The organism is Mycobacteroides chelonae (genome assembly GCF_016767715.1).
GTDB lineage: Bacteria > Actinomycetota > Actinomycetes > Mycobacteriales > Mycobacteriaceae > Mycobacterium > Mycobacterium gwanakae.
Genome location: NZ_CP050145.1, coordinates 1662126 through 1684338 on the forward strand (window position 1 = coordinate 1662126; position 22213 = coordinate 1684338).

Here is a 22213-nt window from a genome sequence, read left to right on the forward strand (position 1 = left end):
CGACGTCCACTGCGAAGTGGAACGTCGCGCTCAGCCGATGACCGATCAGTGCGTAGCCGGATCCTCGTCAACGTCCACGGCGTCCCGAGACTGATCCTGCTCGGCGCGCTTGGCCGCCTCGCGCATCTCGAAGGCGTCGGTGGCGATCTCGCCGATCTGCCGGGTGACATCAACCACCGCGTTGGTGATGATCTTGGCGATTTCGCCGACGTGCTCGGCGGTTGACGACACGACCTCTTGGGCCAGGTCCTTGTTGCGTTCGAACTTGCTCACCACGTCACCTAACTTACGCGTCGACCAGCTCACCGCGCTCGTCGACGACAACGACCTCTGATTCGGCGGCCGCTTCCTTGCGCTTGTCCCGCTCGATGTGCACGACGAGCTCCTCGTCGTCGCGGAACCAGCCGTTAGGCAAGGACAGGCGAGCGATCTTCTTCCAGGTGGACGAGAGCTGGGCGAAGAGGCCCCCCGTGTTGTAGGGCAGGCCGTACTTCTGGCACAGCTCGCGCACCTCGGTGGCCATCTCCGGATAGCGATTGGCCGGCAGATCCGGGAACAGGTGATGCTCGATCTGGTGGGACAGGTTGCCGCTCATGATGTGAAACAGCCTGCTGCCCTCGATGTTCGCCGAACCAAGCAACTGCCGGATGTACCACTCGCCGCGCGTTTCGTTGGCGGTCTCCTCCTTGGAGAAGGTCTGGGTGCCGGACGGGAAATGCCCGCAGAAGATGATCGAGAACGTCCACACGTTGCGCACGAAGTTGGCGGACAAGTTGCCCAGGAAGGTGATCGGAAACAGCGGGCCGGTCAGCGCCGGGAAGATCACGTAGTCCTTGAGAACCTGCTTACTGGCCTTGCGCCACATGCCCTTGATCAACGGCTTGAGGTCGTACCATTTGCGCTTGCCCCTCACGATGTTCTCGGCCTCAAGCTCGTGCACCATGACGCCCCACTCGAAGAACACCATCAGGGCGGTCGCCCAGGCCAGGTTGCCCAGGTAGTACGGGTTCCACTTCTGCTCGGGCGCCATCCGCAGGATGCCGTAACCCACGTCGCGGTCCATGTCGACGATGTTGGTGTAGGTGTGGTGCATGTAGTTGTGCGAGTGTCGCCACTGGTCGGCGGGGCACACGGTGTCCCATTCGAACTCGCGTGAGTTGAGGCCCTTTTCGCGCATCCAGTCGTACTGGCCGTGCATGACGTTGTGGCCGATCTCCATGTTGTCGAGGATCTTGGAGACGGACAGTGCGCCCACCGCGGCGAGCCACACGGGCGGGATGAACCCCAGGTACATCAGGGCGCGCCCGGCGGCCTCACAGCCGCGTTGTGTCTTGATGATCGAGTAGATGTACTCGCGATCACGCTCGCCCAGATCGGCGACAATGCGGTCGCGCAATTCATCGAGATCCCTGCCCAGCGCCTCGATATCCGATGCGCTGATGGTGATTTCGTTGCTTGGCATCTGGTTGCCCTCCTTGGGGTCTGTTAGAGGTTGATCGACACGTCACCGACGGGGGCGGTGATGCAGAGCTGGATGTGCTGATCGGGGTCGTCGTTCTCATCGCCGGTGCGCAGGTTCCGGGTGCATCCGGATGTCTTGACCGCCGTGCAGGCGAAGCAGATCCCCATCCGGCAGCCGAATTCGGGTTGCAGTCCGGCGGCCTCGGCCTGTTCGAGGATCGGCCTGCCGTCGTTTTCGGCGGTGATGCCGGAGGTGGCGAATCGCAGCACGCCTCCGGCCTCCCCAGTGGTGCTCGACGTGGTGACATAGAACTCTTCGGTGTGCAGACGGTCGGAGAGTCCACGCTCGGAGTACAGGGTGCTCACCGCGTCGTGCAGCGAGGGCGGCCCGCACAGGAACGTCTGGGCATCGGCGCTCCAGGGCGCGAGCGCATCGAGCTGCTCGGCACTGAAGTGCCGGCCGCCCTCACGGGTGTACACCGTGTGCACCGTCACCGAGGGCACCTCGCCGAGAGCGGTGAGCTCGCGTGCGTAGGCGTTTTCCGCGGCGGTCGGCGCGTAGTAGAGCACCGCGAGCTGCCCGGGGTATCCATTGCCGATGAGAGTTCTCGCCATTGAGAGAACGGGTGTAATCCCACTACCCGCGGCGATTAGAACTGTCCGAATGGGGCGCGGCGAGGGAAGGACGAATGTGCCGGCGGCCGGAGTGATGCTGTACACGTCACCCACTGCGGCGTGCTTGTACAGGTAGTTCGACACCAGCCCTTCGGGCCTGCGGGCAATGGTCAGCTCGATGAGGTCGCGGGTGTCGTCGGCGCCGGACGGCGAGAAGCAGCGGACGTGGCGCACGCCATCGATCACGACACCCAGCTGTACGAACTGACCTGCACGAAAGCCCTTGAACTGGTGGGTTGTGCGCAAGGTCAAGGTCACCGATCGGGTGGTGCGGCGCTGCACGCGAACGACGCGGGCGCGAGCCTCTTCCCAGGTGATCATCGGGTCGACCAGTTCGAGATACCGGTCGACGGCGTGCGGGGTGAGGGCGGCGGTCAACAACCGGCCCAGTGATGACTCGGGAGTGAGGATTCGTCGGGTGGCTTTAGTTAGAAATGTCATTCGAACTCCCTCCGTTAGGTTAACGAATGTACACTGAAATTGTGAACCAACTTGCCCCCACTGAGTCAAGCCGTAATCACCGTGTCGGTCATCACAGCGATACAGTGATCGCCATGACCAGTCGTCGAGAGCGGAGCTCTCATGCGGGCGCCTCCGCGCGACGTGACTCGGTTCGCGGTGAGCAGAAACTGCGCACCCGCACCGCATTGATGGAAGCCGCCCTTGAGCTTTCGCGTACTCAGGCGTTCTCGGGACTGAGCCTGCGTGATGTCGCCCGTGGCGCGGGAATCTCGCCGACGGCCTTCTACCGGCACTTCGCTTCCCTGGATGACCTGGGTGTCGCGCTGGCCGAAGAGGGAATGCGCATCGCCCGGGGGATCGCCCGGGAGATACGCCGGCGCGAACCGGCGACGTTGGCCGAAGCCATGCGCATCCTTGCCGAGCAGGTTCAGGAAAGCCCTGATCAGCTGCGGTTTGTCGTCACCGAGCGGTACACCGCACCCACCGAGGTGCGCAGGGCCGTGAACATCGAGATGCGGCTGCTCGCCGGCGAGCTGGCGATCGACCTGGCGCGTCGCGAAAAGATGCGGCTCTGGGATTCGGCCGATCTCACGACGGCCGCCAGCCTGCTGCTATCGATCGGCGCCAACGCGGTGGCCGAGTTGGTGCAGCCCGACGCCGACACCAACGATGTCGTCGACAGCGCCACCAGCGCCCTGACCATGGCCTTCGTCGGCCTGCAGAATTGGCGCTCCAGTTAGTGTGAGGGCCCGCTAGTCCCAGCGCCCGATTCACCGAGTCGCTGGTGCAACCGGTCGCGGATCTCATCGACCGTGTACGCCTCGCGTTTGCGTTGATCGCGGGCGACCAGCACGCCTCCCGCTGCCACCCCGACAGCCCCGGCGAGCCCGAGCCACTTCCACATGTTGGCCATCGCTCCAGGCTACGGTGCGGGAATGAGTGAGATAGGAGCCGTGTCGATCGACGAGGCGCTCGATGCGACGCGGACGGGCGACATCTGGGTGTTCCGTGGACGGTCGGGTCCCGATCGCCTTATCCAGACCTTGTCGAACAGCCCGGTCAACCATGTCGGTATGACGGTCGCCATCGATGATCTGCCGCCGCTGATGTGGCATGCCGAACTCGGTAACAAGCTCACCGATGTCTGGACCGGCGATAACCATCGGGGGGTGCAACTGCACGATGCGCGTGAGGCGATCGAGCGATGGGCGCACGTGTATGGACAGCGGTGCTGGCTGCGGCAGCTGAGCCCGCGGATAACCCGCGAGCAGGAAGACATCGCACTGCGCGTGGTGGCCCGGATGGACGGGACGCCATTTCCGGCTACCGCGCGGCTGACCGGTCGCTGGATGCGGGGCCGGCTTCCTACGGTCAGCGATCTCACGCGGGGACTTCCCTTCGTGCACAAGAAGGTTCGCGAGGTGGCCGAGCGGGACATCACGAAAAAACGGCAAGCCGGGCTGGAGACGGCGTTCTGCGCCGAGACGGTGGCGATCACTCTCGAGGAGATGGGGTTGCTCATCACCGAGAAGCGCTCGAACTACTTCGATCCGGGGTCGTTCTGGAGCGGTGATGATCTACCGCTGGCGCCGGGCTACTCACTGGGCAGGGAGATCGCCGTCGAGGTGCCGGAGGCTTAGAGCACCCGATCCGCCCGGGTGTAAACGTTCATGCTGTCCTCACGCAGGAACGCCACCAGCGTCATCCCGGACTGTGCCGCGAGATCCACAGCCAACGAGGACGGCGCCGACACCGCGGCCAGGATGGGAATGCCCGCCATGGTGGCCTTCTGGGCGAGCTCGAAGGAGGCCCGCCCGCTGACCAACAGTGTGGTCCCGGTGAGGGGCACCTTGCCGTTTTCGAGAGCCCACCCGATGACCTTGTCCACCGCGTTGTGCCGGCCGATGTCCTCGCGGACCGCCAACATGGCGCCGTCCGTGGTGAACAGTGCCGCGGCATGCAGCCCGCCGGTGGTCGCGAAAACCTTTTGCGCCGAGCGAAGTTTGTCGGGCAGTCCCGCCAGCGTGGTCGATTCGATGGTGGACGGGTCGTCGCCGGGGGAGAAGCGGCTGATGGTGCGCACCGCCTCCAGCGATCCCTTGCCGCAGACACCACAGGACGAGGTGGTGTAGAAGTTTCTCGTCACCGCCGGGTCGGGGGCGGGAACGCCAGGGGCGAGGGTCACATCCAGGACGTTGTAGGTGTTCAGGCCGTCGGGCCCTTCGCCCTGGCAGTAGCGCACGGTCAGCAGATCGTCGCGGCCGGCGATGACCCCTTCGGTGAGCAGGAATCCTTGGGTGAGTTCGACATCCGATCCAGGGGTGCGCATGGTGACGGCTACTGGCTGCCCATTGACCCGGATCTCCAGGGGCTCCTCGACGACGAGAGTCTCGCTGCGCTCGCCCCGTCCGACCCCGTCGATGCGGCGTATCTTGCGCCTGTCGGTGACCCTACCCACGAGCCACCAGACGGATAACGACGGCCTTCGACACCGGGGTGTTGGACCGTTCTGCAACGTGGTCTAGGGGCACAAGTGGATTGGTCTCTGGATAGTAGGCGGCGGCGTTACCGCGCGGGGTGGAGTACGGCACCACCAGAAAGTCCTCGGCGCGCCGCTCTTCGAGCGCTCCATCGGCGCCCGGGTACTCGGACACCAGATCAATTCGCGCGCCCTCGGATAACCCAAATGCGGCAAGGTCTTCGGGATTGACGAAGACCACCCGGCGGCCGCCCTTGACGCCGCGGTAGCGGTCGTCGAGGCCGTAGATGGTGGTGTTGTACTGGTCATGGCTGCGCAGTGTCTGCAGCACCAGACGGCCTGCCGGTACCGGCACCCACTCCAGTGGTGCCGCAGAGAAATTGGCCTTACCCGTGTGCGTGGGAAATTGGCGATCGTCGCGCGGTGGATGCGGCAATGCGAACCCATCCGGTTGGCGGACCTTGGTGTTGTAGTCGGCGCATCCGGGTACCACCCGCGAGATGGCATCGCGGATGGTGTCGTAGTCGTCGGCAAACCTCTCCCACGGCACCGGGTGTACCGGCCCCAGGACGATGCGCGCCAGTTGACAGACGATGGCGACCTCGCTGCGTAGCACAGTGCTCGGCGGATGCAGACTGCCCCGTGAGAGGTGCACCATGGACATCGAATCTTCCACGGAGACAAGTTGTTTACCCGTCTCTTGGATGTCGCGATCGGTCCGTCCGAGAGTGGGCAGGATCAGCGCGGTGCGCCCATTCACCAGATGGCTGCGATTGAGCTTGGTGGAGATCTGCACGGTCAGTGCGCAATTGCGCAGCGCGGATTCGGTGACAGCGGTGTCGGGGGTGGCAGAGGCGAAATTTCCACCCATGCCGATGAAGACCGAGACCTTGCCGTCCCGCATGGCCCGGATCGCGTCCACCGTGTCGAGCCCGTGCTTGCGGGGAGTCTCGATGCCGAACTCGGAATCCAATGCAGCTAGGAAGGATTCGGGCATTTTCTCCCAGATGCCCATGGTGCGGTCACCCTGGACGTTCGAGTGACCGCGCACCGGGCACACCCCGGCACCCGGCTTGCCGATCATGCCGCGCATCAGCAGCAGGTTGGTCGCCTCAGCGATGGTGGCGACCGCATGCCGGTGCTGGGTCAGGCCCATGGCCCAGCAGAAGATGGTGCGCTGTGATTCGGCCAGGAGTGTGGCAACCGTGGTCAGTTGCTCCATGTCGATACCCGTTGCCTGCGTGACGGTGTCCCAATCAACCGTCCGTGTCCGCGCGGCCCATTCCTCGTATCCTGCGCAGTGCTCCTCGATGAATTGCCGGTCGACGATGCTGCCGGGGTTCGCGTCGTCGGCCTCCAGCAGCAGTCTGCCAAGCCCTGCGAAGAGCGCCATGTCGCCGCCGAGCCGGATCTGTACGAACTCGTCGGCGATGGACACACCGTGCCCGACCACGCCGTTGACCTTCTGCGGGTCCTTGAACCGGAGCAGTCCGGCCTCGGGGAGCGGGTTGACGGCAATGATCTTGGCGCCGTTCGCCTTTGCCTTCTCCAGCACCGAAAGCATGCGCGGATGGTTGGTGCCAGGATTTTGGCCGGCGATGAGAATGACGTCCGCGTGCTCGATATCGGGTACCGACACCGAGCCCTTGCCGATTCCGATCGAGTCCGTCAGCGCGGTGCCCGAGGACTCGTGGCACATGTTGGAACAGTCGGGCAGGTTGTTGGTGCCCAGGCTGCGGACCAGCAGCTGGTAGCAGAACGCGGCTTCATTACTGGTGCGCCCTGAGGTGTAGAAAACCAGCCGGTCCGGATCGGCGGCCGCCCTGATCTCATCGGCGATGAGCGCGTACGCGTCGTCCCAATCAATGGGCCGGTAATGGGATTCGCCGGGGCGCAGCACCATGGGGTGGGTGAGACGGCCTTGTTGGCTGAGCCAGTACTCGGGTAGTTCGCGGAGTTCCTCGACCGAGTGCTGGGCGAAAAATTCAGGGGTGACCGTGCGTTTGGTGGCCTCTTCGGCGACTGCCTTGGCGCCGTTCTCACAGAACTCGGCAAGTTTGCGGTGCCCCGGGGTTTCAGGCCAGGCACATCCGGGACAGTCAAACCCGTGACGTTGATTCAGCTTGGACAGCGTTGCGACGGTGCGCAATGGACCCATCTGTTCGAGGCCGCGTTGCAGGGAAACGCCGACCGCGGTCATTCCCGCGGCGACGTCCTTCGCGCCGGTGACGGCGATATCGGGTTCGCCGATCTCGGCTGGCCCGGCTTCCTCGTGCTGGCCAACCGTCGGTATCCGGTGCCCGGTCATGCTTCCCATTCTGGACCCGTTGTCGAGCCGGGGTGTCACAACCCTCGGATGGCCGGCCTGCGGTGACGGCACCACAAGGTAACCAAGCAGATGCTTGGCCCCTCCCTGTGATTTGCCTCACGTCTACTGGCGGGTAGTGGGGCAACGGCACAGGCCAGGCGGCAGGGCAGAACTCGACAGGTGTCAAGTTTTATGCCTGCCGCTATGGCCTCGTCAAGGTCAACGGTATGAAAGTGCAATAATCGGTACCGAGAGTGACAGAAAACTCTGCGGAATGGTGGCGTACGTACCGTCACCGCCAGAGTTCGTCGTGAAAGGTAGGTCACCGGTGGGCGACGGAGCCGTATCGGAGAAGCTGGAAAAGGTCGTCATCCGGTTTGCTGGAGATTCTGGTGACGGTATGCAGCTCACCGGAGACCGATTCACCTCTGAGGCTGCCGTCTTCGGCAATGACCTCGCGACCCAGCCGAACTATCCCGCAGAGATCCGGGCTCCTCAGGGCACGCTCCCGGGTGTTTCGTCCTTCCAGATCCAGATTGCCGACTACGACATCCTCACTGCGGGCGACCGGCCCGACGTGTTGGTGGCGATGAATCCGGCGGCGCTCAAGGCCAACATCGGCGACCTGCCGCGCGGCGGCATGGTGATCGCCAATTCCGATGAGTTCACCAAGCGCAACCTGGCCAAGGTCGGCTATCAGTCCGACCCGCTGGAGCACGACGACATGTCGGATTACGTCGTTTACCAGGTTCCGATGACCACGCTGGCGCTCGGCGCCGTCGAGCCTGCCGGAGTCTCCAAGAAGGACGGCGCACGCACCAAGAACATGTTCGCGTTGGGGCTGCTGTCCTGGATGTACCACCGCCCACTCGAGGGCACCGAGCAGTTCCTGCGTGAGAAGTTCGCGAAGAAGCCCGATGTGGCCGAGGCCAACATCCTGGCCTTCCGTGCCGGCTGGAACTACGGCGAAACCACGGAAGCCTTCGGCACCACGTACGAGGTGGCCAAGGCATCGCTGCCGCCGGGCGAGTACCGACAGGTTTCCGGTAACACCGCGATGGCTTACGGCGTTGTGGCGGCGGGCCGGCTCGCGAACACCAAGGTGGTGCTGGGCACCTACCCGATCACCCCGGCGTCGGACATCCTGCACGAGCTGAGCAAGTACAAGAACTTCGATGTGCTGACCTTCCAGGCCGAGGATGAGATCGCCGGAATCGGAGCGGCTCTGGGGGCTTCGTTCGGTGGTGCCCTGGGTGTCACCAGCACCTCCGGCCCCGGTGTGGCGCTCAAGAGCGAGGCCGTGGGTCTGGCGGTCATGACAGAGCTGCCGCTGCTGGTCATCGACGTGCAGCGCGGCGGACCGTCGACGGGCCTGCCCACCAAGACCGAGCAGGCCGACCTGTTGCAGGCGCTGTACGGCCGCAATGGTGAATCGCCGATCGCGGTGCTCGCACCGCGTTCGCCTTCGGACTGCTTCGACATCGCCATCGAGGCGGTGCGCATCGCGTTGATCTACCGGACCCCGGTGATGATCCTGTCCGACGGCGCGATCGCCAACGGCTCTGAGCCGTGGGCGATCCCGGACATCGCGAGCTATCCGGCGATTGAGCACACCTTCGCCTCGCCCGACCAGGACTTCGCACCCTACAACCGAGATCCGGAGACGCTGGCCCGCCAGTTCGCCGTTCCGGGCACTCCGGGCCTGGAGCACCGTATCGGTGGCCTGGAGAAGGCCAACGGTTCGGGCAACATCTCCTACGACCCGGCCAACCACGACTTGATGGTGCGGTTGCGCCAGCTCAAGATCGACGGAATCACCGTGCCGGACTTGGAGGTTGATGATCCCACCGGTGACGCACAACTGCTGATGATCGGGTGGGGCAGCTCCTACGGCCCCATCGGCGAGGCATGCCGGCGCGCCCGCCGCAAGGGACTCAAGGTGGCTCACGCTCACCTGCGCCATCTCAATCCGTTCCCGGGGAACCTGGGCGAGGTGCTGCGCAAGTACCCGAAGGTCGTCGCGCCGGAGATGAACCTCGGACAGTTGTCGCTGCTGCTGCGTGGCAAGTTCCTGGTGGATGTGCAGTCGGTGACGAAGGTGCAGGGTATGGCCTTCCTCGCTGATGAGGTCGAAGAAATCATCGATGCGGCCCTGGACGGGTCGCTCGCCGAAAAGGAAAGCCAGAAGGCCGTTCTCGCGCGTGAATCCGCGGTGGCCGTAGGGGATCGAGCATGACTGACGTTTTGAACGGAATCAACGGAATCAGTGGCCTGGCCGGTACCGATCTGGGCCTGACGGCCAATGCTCTGGTGCCGACCACCGATGTGGAGCAGAAGTCGAAGGACTTCACCTCGGATCAGGAAGTGCGCTGGTGCCCCGGTTGCGGTGACTACGTCATCCTCAACACCATCCGTGGATTCCTGCCGGAGCTCGGGCTCAAGCGCGAGAACATCGTGTTCATCAGCGGCATTGGCTGCTCGAGCCGGTTCCCGTACTACCTGGATACCTACGGTATGCACTCGATCCACGGGCGTGCCCCGGCCATCGCGACGGGCCTGGCGCTGGCTCGAGAGGACCTTTCGGTATGGGTGGTGACCGGTGACGGTGACGCGCTGTCCATCGGCGGTAACCATCTGATCCACACCCTGCGCCGCAACGTGAATCTGACGATCCTGTTGTTCAACAACCGGATCTACGGCCTCACCAAGGGCCAGTACTCGCCGACCTCGGAGACCGGCAAGGTCACCAAGTCGACCCCGATGGGTTCGCTGGACTACCCCTTCAACCCGGTGTCGCTGGCCCTGGGGGCCGAGGCCACGTTCGTGGGACGGGCCCTGGATTCGGATAAGAAGGGTCTCTCGGAGGTGCTGCGTGCCGCGGCCGCGCACCGCGGTTCGGCCCTGGTCGAGATCCTGCAGGACTGCCCGATCTTCAACGACGGGTCCTTTGACCTGCTGCGTAAGGAAGGCGCCGAGCAGCGCGTCATCAACGTGAGCCACGGCCAGCCGATCACCTTCGGTGCTGAGGGCGAACTCTGCGTCATCCGTTCGGGTTTCGGACTCGAAGTAGCCAAGACCGCGGATGTGAAGGCCGAGGACATTGTGGTGCACGACGCGCACTCGGATGACCCGGCCTACGCCTTCGCGCTGTCGCGGTTGTCCGAGCAGGATCTGGAGCACACCGTGATGGGTGTGTTCCGCAGCGTGCAGCGGCCGACGTACGACGATCTGGCCCGTGAGCAGCTGACCACCGCTGCGGCCGCCAAGCCGAGCGACACCGCGGCGCTGCAGGCGCTGCTGACCGGTCGCGACACCTGGACCGTCAGCTAGGTGCTGGCGTGCTGCCGAGGAAATAGCGTCGGCAGCACGCATTTTGGCTTCTTTGTCGTCCGCTCGTTCGGATGCTTCGGCGTCTCCTCGCGCGCAATGTGCGGTTGCTCTCGTAGGATGCAGGGACGTTGATGTTCCGGGCCGCCGGTGTGGAACGCAACCTTCATGCCCTAGATGCGAGGTGAGAAGGCCGTGAGGCAGTCGCTGATTGCGATAGCAGCAGTAGTGGCGATGATCGGTGTCTCGTTGGGGGGCGCAGACACCGCGGCAGCCGCTCCGTCGGGTGGCAACGCCAACGATGTCATCAACGAGCTCAAGGCCAACGGGTATCGGGTGATCATCACTCGAAGCGGGGGTGGCGACCTGAGCAAGTGCACGGTCACCTCTGTGGAGAAGCAGTCCCCGGTGACGGATGTGGGGGCGGGCCGCGATGCGCAGAACTATCCGACCACCGTCCCGGTGACTTCGCGCAAGATCGCTGTCGTCGCATTGCGCTGCTAGCCCGGTAGCGCTGAAAAGGCCTCTGCTGCAAGTAGTTCTGAGCGGCACAGCGGTAAATGCCGCCGCTGCGGCAGTCACGTCGCGTATGGTGCTCGCGCACTGGGCTTTTGGCATCCGTGCGGCGAATCAGTCTGCATATCAGCGTGTCTCACTTGCATTGGCCAACAAGGCGGGGGAATGGGCGCATTGTTTCCTCGTTAATAGTGTGCCGCAATTGATAAATGGCAAATAGTGGTGCAATTGATAACAGAGTGAATAGAGTAAACTTGTCAATTCGCCACGCCGTGTGTTGTTAAAGTTCCTAATGTTACTTGAGTGATTTGCCGCATTCGTGGCGCGGCTCACAAAATCTGCGTGATCTGACTCACTTTTCGCAGGTGGAGGCGATCCTAAGAGAACCTGAGAATTTCCTAAGCGACCTGGGGTTAGTCGCTGAAGATTGGCTCTGTAATTGTTTCGTTATTGGTTTGGGATGTGCGTGTCGTGAGATGACTTTCGCTGAGTGGTTCCGTACGGTCCGACACGTCTACAAATCGGAGCAAAACTCCGAACCGTGAACCCTGTGTGCAAATGGGGCCTAGAACGCCGCGAGGCGGTCTGGCCGCCGGCCACCACGAGCCGGTGAGGCAGCAGCCGCCTCCCTTGTCGCGCCCGACCGAGACGGCGCGATCCGACGAAGATGTCCACCTCGCCTGGAGGTGAACCAGGCCCGCTGCGGTATCCGCTGGCGGGTGGTGTTCGGTGCGTACCCGGCGAGAGGAACGACATGAATTACATCCGCAAAACGCTTACCACGCGTGCTGCTTTCGGGGCCCTGGCTGCTGCACTTGTCGCGGCTCCGCTGGCACTGGCTGGAACAGCGAGTGCGGATCCGGTCAACTGGGATGCCATCGCCAACTGCGAGTCCGGCGGCAACTGGGGAATCAACACCGGAAACGGCTACTACGGCGGTCTGCAGTTCAACATGGGCACCTGGCGTGCCAACGGCGGCTCCGGCTCCCCGCACCTCGCCTCGCGCGAGGAGCAGATCCGGATTGCCGAGAACGTGCTGGCCCGTCAGGGCATCGGCGCATGGCCCGTCTGCGGACGGCGCGGCTAGACCCCGAGCAACAGAGATCTATTTCAACAAGCCATCAAGAGCGGAACCTTCGGTGACCCGCCTCTTGGTGGCTTGTTGGCATCTGTGCGTACCTTTCTTCCATGAACCAACTCGCGGCGGTGGTGCTCACCGGCGGGGCGTCGCGCCGTATGGGGCGCGATAAGGCGGCCATCCGCTGGGGTGGGCAGACGCTGACACAATGCATCGTGCAGACGGTGGGTTCACGATGCGCACCGGTGATCGTGGTGCGCGCGCCGTTTCAGGACATTGCCGATGTGGACGCGGTCATCATCGCCGACCGTGAGCCCGGCCAGGGTCCACTGGTGGCGCTGGGGCAGGGGCTACGGGCCGCCGCGCACGTGGGCGCGCGCAGAGCCTTTGTCTGCGCCGTCGATATGCCGCTGGTGCGCGCGGCACTCATCGAGGAGCTCGCAACCGGCACCGGCCGCATCGTCCTTGCCACTGCCGAGGGCCGGGATCACTACCTGGCCGCCGTCTACGACGTAGGCCTATGCGACACCATTGATGAATTGACCAATGCCGGGGAACGCCGACTCGGTGCACTCGTTGAGCACGTTGGTGCGCAACGAATTTCGATATCCGACCCGAATTGGGTCGTGAACGTGAACACAGAGGCGGAGCTGAACGCGTTGCCACCTCTACCCTGACAGGCGTGTCGCATTCTCATAGCCATTCCCACGCGATGTCGACTGGGCCGGCGCCTCTCGGATCCAACGCGGCCCGGATCGTGGTGGGCCTGCTCGCCACGATGGGTGTCGCGGTTCTCATCGGGCTGGTGACGTTGTGGCCTGAGCACCGCACCGTGGACATTCCGCTGCCCTACCAAAACGCGCACGGTGGCGCGGTGACCACGGAGTCGGGAACGGTGCTCTCGACGCGCCTCGGCGAATGCGGCAGTCCATCCACCGGGCAGGTGCTGACCGCCGATCCCACCGGGGGACAGACCCCCGAATCAACATGTGCGCTCGACCTGATCGCCATCACGTCCGGCCCGAATTCGGGTGCGAAGACCCAGCTGGAATTCACCTCTGGCGGGGGACAACCGACTCTTGCCGCGGGCGAGCACATCCGGATCACCAGACAGGTCGACGCGCAGGGCGCCACCACCTACAGCTTCTACGACTACGAACGCACCTGGCCGCTGGTCGCTGTCGCCGCGGCGTTCGCGATCGTCATCTGCCTGGTGGCGCGCTGGCGTGGGCTCCGCGCGTTGGTGGGCATCCTGGTGGCGTTCCTGGTGCTGGCGGTGTTCCTGCTTCCGGCGCTGCGGGACGGCGGGCCCGCCTTGCCACTGGCCCTGGTCGCGTCGGCGACGATCCTGTTCGTGGTCATCTACCTTGCCCACGGTGTCAGCATGCGTACCAGTGCGGCGCTCCTGGGCACGCTCACCGCGATGCTTTTCGCGGCGGCCCTGTCCTGGGCCGTCATCGAGGTGACGCACCTGACCGGTCTGTCCGACGAGCAGAACAACGAAGTCGCCGCGTACATGGGGGGAGTGTCGATATCGGGGCTGCTGCTGGCCGGGTTCATCATCGGTTCGCTGGGTGTCCTCAACGATGTGACCGTCACCCAGGCCTCAACGGTCTTCGAACTGGCAGAGCTGGGCGACGGTTCTACGCGCAAGGACGTGTTCCTCGGTGCCATGCGGGTGGGGCGCGATCACATCGCCAGTACGGTCTACACCCTCGTGCTCGCCTATGCGGGTAACTCGCTACCGCTCATGTTGTTGTTCAGTGTCGCCAATCGATCCCTGGGGGATGTGCTGACCAGTGAGGGTGTGGCGATCGAGATCGCCCGATCCGCGGTCGGTGGTATCGCCTTGGTGCTGTCTGTTCCGTTGACGACCGCGATCGCAGCGGCCCTGGCGACTCCGGGCAAGCGCACCCAACCGAAGGCGGGCATGGCGGCCTAACCGAAGGCGGGCATGGCGGCCTAACCGAAGGCGCAGAACTCGTTTCCATCTGGGTCGGTCAGCACGGTCCAGCGGATATCGGTATCGGGACCGCGCAGCGCGCGGGCGCCGTCGTGCACCAATTCAGCGGCATCGGCGCGAACATCCCAGTGCCAGCGGTTCTTCACCACGCGCTCATCGGCAACCCGGACAAATTTCCAGATCAGCTCACCCCAGCCGGCGGCGCCACGCAGCCACCGCAGTGTGCCGTCGGGCCCGGGTGTAATCGTTCCACCCACGAGCCCATGCCACCACTGAGCGATTTCGACGGGTTTGTCACTATCGGTGCACACCGCGAAAAGTTTTGCAGGCGTATCACTTTCGAGTTCGGGGTCCAGAAACGCACAGAACTCGTTGCCCTCTACGTCGGCCATCACGACCCATTCCGGCTCCTGCGTCAGCACCGTCGCGCCCAACGCGACGAGATCTTCGGCAGCACGGGCGTAGACATCGAAATGCACACGGTTCTTGACGGACTTGGCCTCCGGGACGCGATTGACCCAGATGTCCACGTCTTTGCCGCGCCGGATCAGCGCCTCACCGGCCTCGTCGATATCGGCCTCGCCGCCGATGGCCGCCGCCCAGAACTTGGCGACGGGAACGGGCTGTATCGCGTCGATACAGAAGTCCTTGAGGCTGGCGCTGGGCGCGGGCTCGGGGTGGGACACAAGGGAATCCTATGGGTGAACCGTGATGTCAGATGCGTCATATCCCGCGATGTTCTGCAGCTGTCGCCAGAACAAGGAGGCGGGTATCCGTCCCGAAGCGCGCATCAACAACCCACTCAACGCCGCGGGCCGTGCGTATGTCGCGTGTCCGATCTGGCGGCTACGGGCAACCACCGTGCGGGTGCGCGACTTTCGTCTGCGCGCGTACTCACGGAAAGCGCTGGGGAGAGAGGATCGTTCGGATACCGCCGCACCGAGTACCGCGGCATCCTCGAGCGCCTGGCATCCGCCCTGACCCAGGTGCGGTCGCATCGGATGCGCGGCGTCGCCCACCAGCACCACCCTGCCGCCGGTGATTCGCCGCAGTCGTCCGCGATCGTAGATATCGCCACGCAGCACCGAGGACTCGCCGCTCTGGCTCAGCAGGTCAGGTATGGGCTTCGCCCACTCGGCGAACTTTCCTGTCAGATAGTCGATTTCGCGGCCAGATGCGCGTTGTGCTTCGTGTGATCGTTCGCCCGCGAACCAGTAAGTGCGGCCGCCGGGCATCGGCAGGTGGCCGAACTCGATCCCCGGGCCTACGGTGATCCCGGCCAGCTCATCCGAAATCGCGATATCGGCGATGCCGCGCCACGCGGTGTATCCGGAGTATCGGAAGGACAGCGGCCCGTTGAGATACTGCGCGGCCAACGATCCGATTCCGTCGGCTCCGACGACCGCTGCGGCGGTCAGTGAATGACCGTCGGCAAGCTCGACAGAAGTTCCGTGCAGCCCATCCCGAACGTTGCTCACCCGGGCGCCGTAGCGCACCGTCCCGGGTGCCAGCCGGGCGGACAGAATCGCCAGGAGTTGATTGCGTTCGGTGACCGCCACCGGCTCGCCCACGGCTTTGGTGAGCTGTCCGTTCGGGGGCTCTCGCAGTATTCGTCCGTCGTGCCAGCGCACCATGCCGGCCTCCACGCGCGCGCTCACATCACGTACATCATCCCCGACGCCGAGGGCATCGCAGGCTGCTAGTGCGTTGGGCCACAAGGTAATCGCGTATCCGGCAGAGGAGCCGTCGCGGTCCTCGAGAACGACGGCATCACGTCCGGACTGTTGTAACGCGACTGCGGTGGCAAGGCCGGCGATACCGGCACCAACCACGACGATGTAGTCGCTCATAGCTCGACGTTATGGGTGGACCCCACAGCGGTAAAGGGTCTGGGGTTGTGATGTTCGGCATTCGTTCACTCGGGGCTGATCTGCTTGGCTAAGGTTTACCAAACCCCAGTTATCTAGGAGGAGACCCATGGCCACACTCGACGAGCTGCTCAACGAGATTCCCACCGACCAGATCGCAGCGAAGCTCGGGGTCGACAGCGAGACGGCCGACAAGGCGATCAAATCCGTGGTTCCGCTGCTGGTCGGCGGTTTGCAGGCCAATGCGGACGATCCGGACAAGGCCGCCGATCTGCAGGCCAATGTCAGCAGCGCCCCGAGCACTCTCCTCGACGGCGGAGTCAACGTTGAGGACGTCGACCAGAACGCGGGCAGCGCGGTGGTCGCCTCGCTGTTCGGCGACAACAACGCCGACGATGTCGCCCAGAAGCTGGCCGGTGCCGGTGCGGGTAACAGCGACCTGATCAAGCAGCTGCTCCCGATTCTCGCCCCGATCGTCCTGGCCTTCGTGGCCAAGAAGCTCACCGGCGGCGGCGCCGCGCCCGCGCCCGCCGAGGCCCCCGCGGCCAGCGGTGGCATCGGTGACATCCTGGGGAACATCCTCGGCAGCGCCGTCGGTGGCGGGGCCGCCGCGGGCGGTAACAACCCGCTCGGCAGCATCCTGGGCAGCGTGCTCGGCAGCAAGGGCGGCAGCGACGCCCTCGGCAGCATCCTGGGCGGGCTCCTCGGCGGCAAGAAGTAGCCGCACCGCCGCACACCTTCACACGAAACCACCCGGTGCGTTGTTCGCCGGGTGGTTTCGTCATCTCTGGGCGTGTGAAAACGCCCGTGAAAATGGGCGCGACAGACAACCCTAGAATCTGATGGGTGACCCAAAGCCCTGATACGAACGCCGCCAGCTCCCTGCCCACCTCATGGGACCCGGGAGCGGTAGAGGCGGATCTCTATCAGGGCTGGGTGGACGCCGGATACTTCACCGCCGATCCCACCAGCGACAAGCCTGGCTACTCGATTGTGCTGCCGCCCCCCAACGTCACCGGCAGCCTGCACATGGGCCACGCGCTCGACCACACCCTCATGGACGCGTTGACCCGCCGCAAACGTATGCAGGGTTACGAGGTGCTGTGGTTGCCGGGCATGGATCATGCGGGGATCGCCACCCAATCGGTGGTGGAAAAGCAGCTGGCCGCCGACGGCAAGACCAAAGAAGACTTCGGTCGCGAGCTGTTCATCGACAAGGTGTGGGACTGGAAACGTGAGTCCGGCGGCACCATCGGCGGGCAGATGCGTCGTCTCGGTGACGGTGTGGACTGGAGCCGCGATCGATTCACCATGGACGAGGGCCTGTCCCGCGCGGTGCGCACCATCTTCAAGAAGCTCTTCGACGCCGGGCTGATCTACCGGGCCGAGCGGCTGGTCAACTGGTCGCCCGAGCTGAAGACCGCGATATCGGACTTAGAGGTCAAGTACGACGAGGTCGAGGGCGAGCTGGTGTCCTTCCGATACGGCTCCCTCGACGACAATGAGCCGTACCTGGTGGTGGCGACCACGCGTCTGGAAACGATGCTGGGTGACACCGCGATCGCTGTGCATCCCGATGACGAGCGCTACCGGCATCTCGTCGGCACCGAGCTCCCGCATCCGTTCCAGGACCGCAGCATCCCGATCGTCGCCGACACCCACGTCGACCCCGAATTCGGCACCGGCGCGGTCAAGGTCACGCCCGCCCACGACCCGAACGACTTCGAGATCGGCTTGCGACACGGCTTGCCGATGCCCACCATCATGGACATCCATGGCCGCATCTGCGACAGCGGAACGCAATTCGACGGGATGGACCGGTTCGAGGCGCGGGTGAAGGTGCGCGAGGCCCTGGCTGAGCAGGGGCGCATCGTTGCCGAGAAGCGCCCGTACCTACACAGCGTCGGCCACTCGGAACGCTCGGGTGAACCGATCGAGCCACGCCTTTCCCTGCAGTGGTGGGTCAAGGTCGAGTCGCTGGCCAAGGCCGCCGGCGATGCGGTCCGCAACCGTGACACCGTGATTCACCCGGCCAGCCTGGAGCCGCGCTGGTTCGCCTGGGTCGACGACATGCACGACTGGTGCATCTCTCGCCAGCTGTGGTGGGGCCACCGCATCCCCATCTGGCATGGCCCGGACGGTGAGATCGTGTGTCTGGGACCCGACGAGACCGCGCCCGAAGGTTACGTGCAGGACCCCGATGTGCTCGACACCTGGTTCTCCTCGGCGCTGTGGCCGTTCTCCACCATGGGATGGCCCGATGCCACCCCGGAGCTGGAGAAGTTCTATCCCACAAGCGTTCTCGTCACCGGATACGACATCATCTTCTTCTGGGTGGCTCGGATGATGATGTTCGGCACCTTCGTGGCCGGCGACCCGGTGCTACACGGGGGCAAGGTGCCCTTCGACAACGTCTTCCTGCACGGTCTGATCCGCGACCAGTTCGGCCAGAAGATGAGCAAGTCCAAGGGAAACGGTATCGACCCGCTGGACTGGGTGGAGATGTTCGGCGCGGATGCTTTGCGCTTCACTCTGGCCCGTGGCGCCAGCCCCGGCGGTGACCTGTCCATCGGCGAGGACGCGGCACGCGCCTCGCGCAACTTCACCACGAAGTTGTTCAATGCCACCCGATTTGCGTTGATGAACGGTGCCGCGCTGGGCGAGCTGCCCGACGCCGCCGAGCTCACCGACGCCGACCGGTGGATCCTGGGCCGCCTCGAACAGGTGCGGGCCGAGGTGGACACCGCGCTCGATCGCTACGAATTCAGCGTGGCCTGCGAGGGGCTGTATCACTTCGCCTGGGACGAGTTCTGTGACTGGTACCTGGAATTGGCTAAGGTGCAGTTGGCTGAGAAGCCCGACAGCACCCGCATTGTGCTGGCGACGGTGCTGGACACCCTGCTGCGGCTGCTGCATCCGGTGATTCCGTTCGTCACCGAGGTGCTGTGGAAGACGGTCACCGGCCGGGAGTCGGTGGTCATCGCTGAGTGGCCAACCGAATCCGGTATCGAGCTGGACGATGTTGCCGTGCAACGCATCGCCGACATGCAGAAGCTGGTGACCGAGGTCCGCCGGTTCCGCAGCGATCAGGGTCTGGGCGACCGGCAGAAGGTCGCGGCCCGCCTCGCCGGTGTCTCGGCTGCCGGCCTGGACGGCCAGCTCGCCGCCGTGACGTCATTGGCCTGGCTGACCCCGGCCGAGGACGGTTTCAGCCCGACGGCCTCGGTGGAGGTCCGACTGTCCGGCGCCACCGTGACCGTCGAGGTCGACACCTCCGGCACCGTCGACGTCGAGGCGGAACGGCGACGGTTGGAGAAGGATCTGGCTGCCGCGCGCAAGGAACTCGACGGCACCACAAGCAAACTGGGCAACGATGCGTTCCTGGCGAAGGCGCCTGACGCCGTCGTCGAGAAGATTCGGGCTCGTCAGCAGGTGGCCACCGAGGAGGTCGAGCGGATCACCGCGCGTTTGGCAGGGCTGGCGTGAGCGAGTCATTGGGCATCGAGCCCACTCCCGACGAGATCGCGGCCCTGCTGCAGATCGAGTATCTGCTTGACCAGCGCTGGCCCGAAACGAAGATCGAGCCGTCCACCGACCGCATCGTCGCGCTGATGGAACTGCTGGGTTCTCCCCAGCGGGCGTATCCGTGTATCCATGTCGCCGGGACCAATGGCAAGACGTCGGTGACGCGGATGATCGACGCGCTGCTGACGGCACTGCACCGGCGCACCGGACGCACCACCAGCCCACATCTGCAGTCGGCTGTCGAACGCATCGCCATTGACGGTCAACCGATCTCACCGGCGAAGTACGTGGAGATCTATTCCGAGATCGAGCCGTTCGTGGAGTTGGTGGACAAGCGCTCGCAGGAGCAGGGCGGGCCCGCGATGAGCAAGTTCGAGGTGCTGGTCGCCATGGCGTTTGTGGCGTTCGCGGACGCGCCCGTCGATATCGCCGTGGTGGAGGTCGGGCTTGGCGGGCGTTGGGATGCCACCAACATCATCGACGCCCCGGTCGCCGTCATCACTCCGATCGGTATCGACCATGTCGAGTTCCTGGGCCCGGACCTTGCCTCCATTGCCAATGAAAAGGCCGGAATCATCAAGCGGCACAAGCTTGATGCGATGACCGGTGAAGCGGGTCCCGATACGGTTGCCGTTATCGCCCAGCAGGCCCCCGAGGCGATGGAGGTGCTGCTGCGCCAAACCGTGGAAGCGGATGCGGCCGTGGCTCGCGAAGGCTCTGAGTTCTCGGTGTTGTCGCGCCAGGTCGCCGTGGGCGGGCAGGTGCTCGAACTGCAGGGGCTCGGCGGGGTCTACCCGGAGATATTTCTGCCGCTGCACGGTGAGCATCAGGCGCATAACGCGGCCGTCGCGCTGGCCGCGGTGGAGGCGTTCTTCGGTGCGGGCAGCGACCGTCAGCTCGATATCGATGCGATACGAGCAGGATTCGCGTCGGTAATCGTTCCCGGGCGGCTTGAGCGAGTGCGCAGTGCGCCCGCGGTCTTCCTGGACGCCGCGCACAATCCCCATGGTGCGGCCGCGTTGGCGGACACCCTGCAGTCCGAGTTCGATTTCCGGCGTCTGGTCGGTGTGATCAGTGTGATGGCCGACAAGGACGTGCCCGGGATTCTCGCCGCCCTCGAGCCTGCGTTCGACGAGATCGTGGTGACACACAACGGTTCTCCGCGTGCATTGGAGACGGATGCCTTGGCCGGTATCGCTCTGGAACTCTTCGGAGAGGACCGCGTTGTCGTTGCGCCCACATTGCTCGACGCCATCGAAACCGCCACCGCGATGGTGGAGGAGGCTGCCGAAGATGGGGGAGCGGAAGGTTTTTCCGGCACCGGCATCGTCGTCACCGGGTCGGTCGTCACCGCGGGTGCGGCACGGACACTGTTCGGAAAGGACCCGCAGTGAGCAACCCCGAGGGCGAGGATCAGGAGACCGACGGCCAAGCTCCGGTTGACCCTTGGCGGGGATTTCGTGGGGTGATGGCGGGCACGCTCATCCTGGAGACCATCGTGGTGTTGTTGGCGGTACCGGTGGTCAAGATGGTGGGCGGCGGGCTTTCGCCGCTGTCGCTGATCTACCTCATCGGGGTCGCCGTCGCCATGATCCTGCTCTCGGGCATGCAGGGCCGGCCGTGGGCGCTTCAGGCCAACTTGGCACTCCAGGTGGTGCTGGTGGCAGGTTTCTTCGTGCACGCCGCCATCGGCTTCGTCGGGCTGTTGTTTCTGGGTGTCTGGTTGCTGATCTGGTACATGCGCAACCAGGTTCGTGACCGTCAGGGCCGCGGGGAGCTGCCGGGTCAGCGGGGGACTACTACCGACCAGTAGGCTGTCGCCCGTGACTGAGCGGACGCTGGTTTTGATCAAGCCCGATGGTGTGCGGCGGGGACTTGTCGGTGAGGTGCTGAACCGTATTGAGCGCAAGGGCCTGACGCTGGCTGCCCTCGAGCTCAAGAACGTCGATGAGTCGCTGGCAAGCGCGCACTATGCCGAGCACAAGGACAAGCCGTTCTTCGGCTCGCTACTGGAATTCATCACTTCGGGGCCCGTGGTGGCAGCCGTGCTGGAGGGGCCGCGTGCCATCGCCGCCTTCCGTCAGCTCGCCGGTGGCACCGATCCCGTCGAGAAGGCTGCGACCGGCAGCATCCGCGGCGACTTCGCCCTGGAGACCCAGGAGAACCTGGTGCACGGATCCGACTCACCTGAGTCGGCAGCGCGTGAGATCGCGCTCTGGTTCCCGGCCCTCTGACCCAATCCATCTGATCTGAATCCGCGAGTGTGCGGTTTGCGCCGGTTTCTCCTGAAATCTCGACGTAAATCGCACACTCGCTTCGTTTTGTGACCCTGCGGATCGCGCGGGTTCCAGGCTTGGTGCCCACCGTCTGATTCGTATGGGATACTGAGTGTGGGCCACGGCACTTCGACCCCAATAGGGGCCGGCCGGAAGCCCGAATGACGACACGGCGAGCGCGATTACCATTGCAGCACGTCAAGCCATCATTCCAGCCAGGCACTGGGTGGGTTCGGAACTGCGGCATCGCAGCTACGGATCGCTCGGAGCAAGAC

Annotated in this window: 21 protein-coding genes; 13 read left to right on the forward strand and 8 right to left on the reverse strand. The window is 64.5% G+C overall.

Annotated features, from left to right (window positions below; all coding sequences use genetic code 11):
• Positions 1–45: 45 nt before the first annotated feature.
• The 3 genes from HBA99_RS08215 to HBA99_RS08225 are packed head-to-tail and all read right to left on the reverse strand — an operon-like array spanning position 46 to position 2577.
• Positions 46–276 carry a hypothetical protein gene (locus tag HBA99_RS08215; protein WP_064408324.1) on the reverse strand — a complete coding sequence of 77 codons (231 nt, stop codon included), beginning with the start codon at positions 274–276 and terminating at the stop codon, positions 46–48.
• 10 nt (positions 277–286) lie between these two features.
• Positions 287–1462, reverse strand: coding sequence for a fatty acid desaturase family protein (locus tag HBA99_RS08220; RefSeq protein WP_070951276.1), 1176 nt, complete (start codon positions 1460–1462; stop codon positions 287–289).
• Positions 1463–1485: 23 nt separating this feature from the next.
• A complete protein-coding gene (locus HBA99_RS08225) occupies positions 1486–2577 on the reverse strand; it encodes a ferredoxin reductase (protein WP_070951275.1) in 1092 nt (363 codons plus the stop codon).
• A gap of 104 nt (positions 2578–2681) precedes the next feature.
• Between HBA99_RS08225 and HBA99_RS08230 the strand changes: the two genes are divergently transcribed.
• Positions 2682–3338 carry a TetR family transcriptional regulator gene (locus HBA99_RS08230; protein WP_070952289.1) on the forward strand — a complete coding sequence of 219 codons (657 nt, stop codon included), beginning with the start codon at positions 2682–2684 and terminating at the stop codon, positions 3336–3338.
• Here the strand turns inward: HBA99_RS08230 and HBA99_RS08235 are convergent.
• A complete protein-coding gene (locus HBA99_RS08235) occupies positions 3335–3511 on the reverse strand; it encodes a hypothetical protein (protein WP_109494127.1) in 177 nt (58 codons plus the stop codon). The genes HBA99_RS08230 and HBA99_RS08235 overlap by 4 nt on opposite strands.
• A 40-nt stretch (positions 3512–3551) precedes the next feature.
• Here HBA99_RS08235 and HBA99_RS08240 point away from each other — a divergent pair, with 40 nt between their 5' ends.
• Complete coding sequence (locus HBA99_RS08240; protein ID WP_193606310.1) at positions 3552–4238, forward strand: guanylate cyclase; 687 nt, start codon at positions 3552–3554, stop codon at positions 4236–4238.
• Here HBA99_RS08240 and fdhD read toward each other — a convergent pair.
• Positions 4235–5056, reverse strand: a complete 822-nt coding sequence (gene fdhD / locus HBA99_RS08245; protein ID WP_070951274.1) for a formate dehydrogenase accessory sulfurtransferase FdhD — start codon at positions 5054–5056, stop codon at positions 4235–4237. The genes HBA99_RS08240 and fdhD overlap by 4 nt on opposite strands.
• On the reverse strand, positions 5049–7385 hold the full coding sequence (locus tag HBA99_RS08250) for an FdhF/YdeP family oxidoreductase (RefSeq protein ID WP_070952288.1): 2337 nt from the start codon (positions 7383–7385) through the stop codon (positions 5049–5051). Before HBA99_RS08250 ends, fdhD begins: the two co-directional genes overlap by 8 nt.
• A gap of 274 nt (positions 7386–7659) precedes the next feature.
• Between HBA99_RS08250 and HBA99_RS08255 the strand changes: the two genes are divergently transcribed.
• The 6 genes from HBA99_RS08255 to HBA99_RS08280 all read left to right on the forward strand — a co-directional run bounded on the left by HBA99_RS08255 (position 7660) and on the right by HBA99_RS08280 (position 14248).
• On the forward strand, positions 7660–9621 hold the full coding sequence (locus tag HBA99_RS08255; RefSeq protein WP_057968516.1) for a 2-oxoacid:acceptor oxidoreductase subunit alpha: 1962 nt from the start codon (positions 7660–7662) through the stop codon (positions 9619–9621).
• Complete coding sequence (locus HBA99_RS08260) at positions 9618–10715, forward strand: 2-oxoacid:ferredoxin oxidoreductase subunit beta (protein WP_030095113.1); 1098 nt, start codon at positions 9618–9620, stop codon at positions 10713–10715. The genes HBA99_RS08255 and HBA99_RS08260 overlap by 4 nt, the downstream gene beginning before the upstream one ends.
• 192 nt (positions 10716–10907) lie before the next feature.
• A complete protein-coding gene (locus tag HBA99_RS08265; protein ID WP_046255672.1) occupies positions 10908–11216 on the forward strand; it encodes a hypothetical protein in 309 nt (102 codons plus the stop codon).
• Between the two features lie 766 nt (positions 11217–11982).
• Positions 11983–12315, forward strand: coding sequence for a transglycosylase family protein (locus tag HBA99_RS08270; protein WP_030095115.1), 333 nt, complete (start codon positions 11983–11985; stop codon positions 12313–12315).
• A gap of 101 nt (positions 12316–12416) precedes the next feature.
• The gene (gene mobA, locus HBA99_RS08275; protein WP_070951273.1) at positions 12417–12983 is read left to right on the forward strand and encodes a molybdenum cofactor guanylyltransferase; all 567 of its coding nucleotides are present in this window, start codon (positions 12417–12419) and stop codon (positions 12981–12983) included.
• 5 nt (positions 12984–12988) lie between these two features.
• Positions 12989–14248, forward strand: a complete 1260-nt coding sequence (locus tag HBA99_RS08280) for a YibE/F family protein (RefSeq protein ID WP_199253014.1) — start codon at positions 12989–12991, stop codon at positions 14246–14248.
• 20 nt (positions 14249–14268) lie between these two features.
• On the opposite strand, the gene HBA99_RS08285 is transcribed toward HBA99_RS08280, so the two are convergent.
• Together HBA99_RS08285 and HBA99_RS08290 are read right to left on the reverse strand one after the other, a co-directional pair.
• Complete coding sequence (locus tag HBA99_RS08285) at positions 14269–14955, reverse strand: VOC family protein (protein ID WP_030095118.1); 687 nt, start codon at positions 14953–14955, stop codon at positions 14269–14271.
• 9 nt (positions 14956–14964) lie between these two features.
• On the reverse strand, positions 14965–16119 hold the full coding sequence (locus HBA99_RS08290; RefSeq protein ID WP_070923856.1) for an FAD-dependent monooxygenase: 1155 nt from the start codon (positions 16117–16119) through the stop codon (positions 14965–14967).
• Between the two features lie 127 nt (positions 16120–16246).
• Between HBA99_RS08290 and HBA99_RS08295 the strand changes: the two genes are divergently transcribed.
• The 5 genes from HBA99_RS08295 (at position 16247) to ndk (ending at position 21896) form a co-directional block, all read left to right on the forward strand.
• Positions 16247–16858 carry a DUF937 domain-containing protein gene (locus HBA99_RS08295; RefSeq protein WP_030095120.1) on the forward strand — a complete coding sequence of 204 codons (612 nt, stop codon included), beginning with the start codon at positions 16247–16249 and terminating at the stop codon, positions 16856–16858.
• Between the two features lie 125 nt (positions 16859–16983).
• Complete coding sequence (locus HBA99_RS08300) at positions 16984–19623, forward strand: valine--tRNA ligase (protein ID WP_030095121.1); 2640 nt, start codon at positions 16984–16986, stop codon at positions 19621–19623.
• Positions 19620–21056 (forward strand): bifunctional tetrahydrofolate synthase/dihydrofolate synthase, encoded by a 1437-nt coding sequence (gene folC, locus HBA99_RS08305; RefSeq protein WP_070930467.1) that lies wholly within the window; start codon positions 19620–19622, stop codon positions 21054–21056. Before HBA99_RS08300 ends, folC begins: the two co-directional genes overlap by 4 nt.
• A gap of 74 nt (positions 21057–21130) precedes the next feature.
• On the forward strand, positions 21131–21475 hold the full coding sequence (locus tag HBA99_RS08310; RefSeq protein ID WP_101312220.1) for a DUF4233 domain-containing protein: 345 nt from the start codon (positions 21131–21133) through the stop codon (positions 21473–21475).
• A gap of 10 nt (positions 21476–21485) precedes the next feature.
• Positions 21486–21896 carry a nucleoside-diphosphate kinase gene (gene ndk, locus HBA99_RS08315; protein WP_057964972.1) on the forward strand — a complete coding sequence of 137 codons (411 nt, stop codon included), beginning with the start codon at positions 21486–21488 and terminating at the stop codon, positions 21894–21896.
• Positions 21897–22213: the final 317 nt, after the last annotated feature.

Bases quoted from the DNA above. Each gene is read 5' to 3' on its own strand.
- mobA (WP_070951273.1), top strand. From the start codon at position 12,417: ATGAACCAACTCGCGGCGGTGGTGCTCACCGGCGGGGCGTCGCGCCGT.
- HBA99_RS08260 (WP_030095113.1), top strand. From the start codon at position 9,618: ATGACTGACGTTTTGAACGGAATCAACGGAATCAGTGGCCTGGCCGGT.
- HBA99_RS08295 (WP_030095120.1), top strand. From the start codon at position 16,247: ATGGCCACACTCGACGAGCTGCTCAACGAGATTCCCACCGACCAGATC.
- HBA99_RS08255 (WP_057968516.1), top strand. From the start codon at position 7,660: ATGGTGGCGTACGTACCGTCACCGCCAGAGTTCGTCGTGAAAGGTAGG.
- HBA99_RS08290 (WP_070923856.1), bottom strand. From the start codon at position 16,119: ATGAGCGACTACATCGTCGTGGTTGGTGCCGGTATCGCCGGCCTTGCC.
- HBA99_RS08220 (WP_070951276.1), bottom strand. From the start codon at position 1,462: ATGCCAAGCAACGAAATCACCATCAGCGCATCGGATATCGAGGCGCTG.
- HBA99_RS08250 (WP_070952288.1), bottom strand. From the start codon at position 7,385: ATGACCGGGCACCGGATACCGACGGTTGGCCAGCACGAGGAAGCCGGG.
- HBA99_RS08225 (WP_070951275.1), bottom strand. From the start codon at position 2,577: ATGACATTTCTAACTAAAGCCACCCGACGAATCCTCACTCCCGAGTCA.
- HBA99_RS08270 (WP_030095115.1), top strand. From the start codon at position 11,983: ATGAATTACATCCGCAAAACGCTTACCACGCGTGCTGCTTTCGGGGCC.
- HBA99_RS08235 (WP_109494127.1), bottom strand. From the start codon at position 3,511: ATGGCCAACATGTGGAAGTGGCTCGGGCTCGCCGGGGCTGTCGGGGTG.
- HBA99_RS08310 (WP_101312220.1), top strand. From the start codon at position 21,131: ATGGCGGGCACGCTCATCCTGGAGACCATCGTGGTGTTGTTGGCGGTA.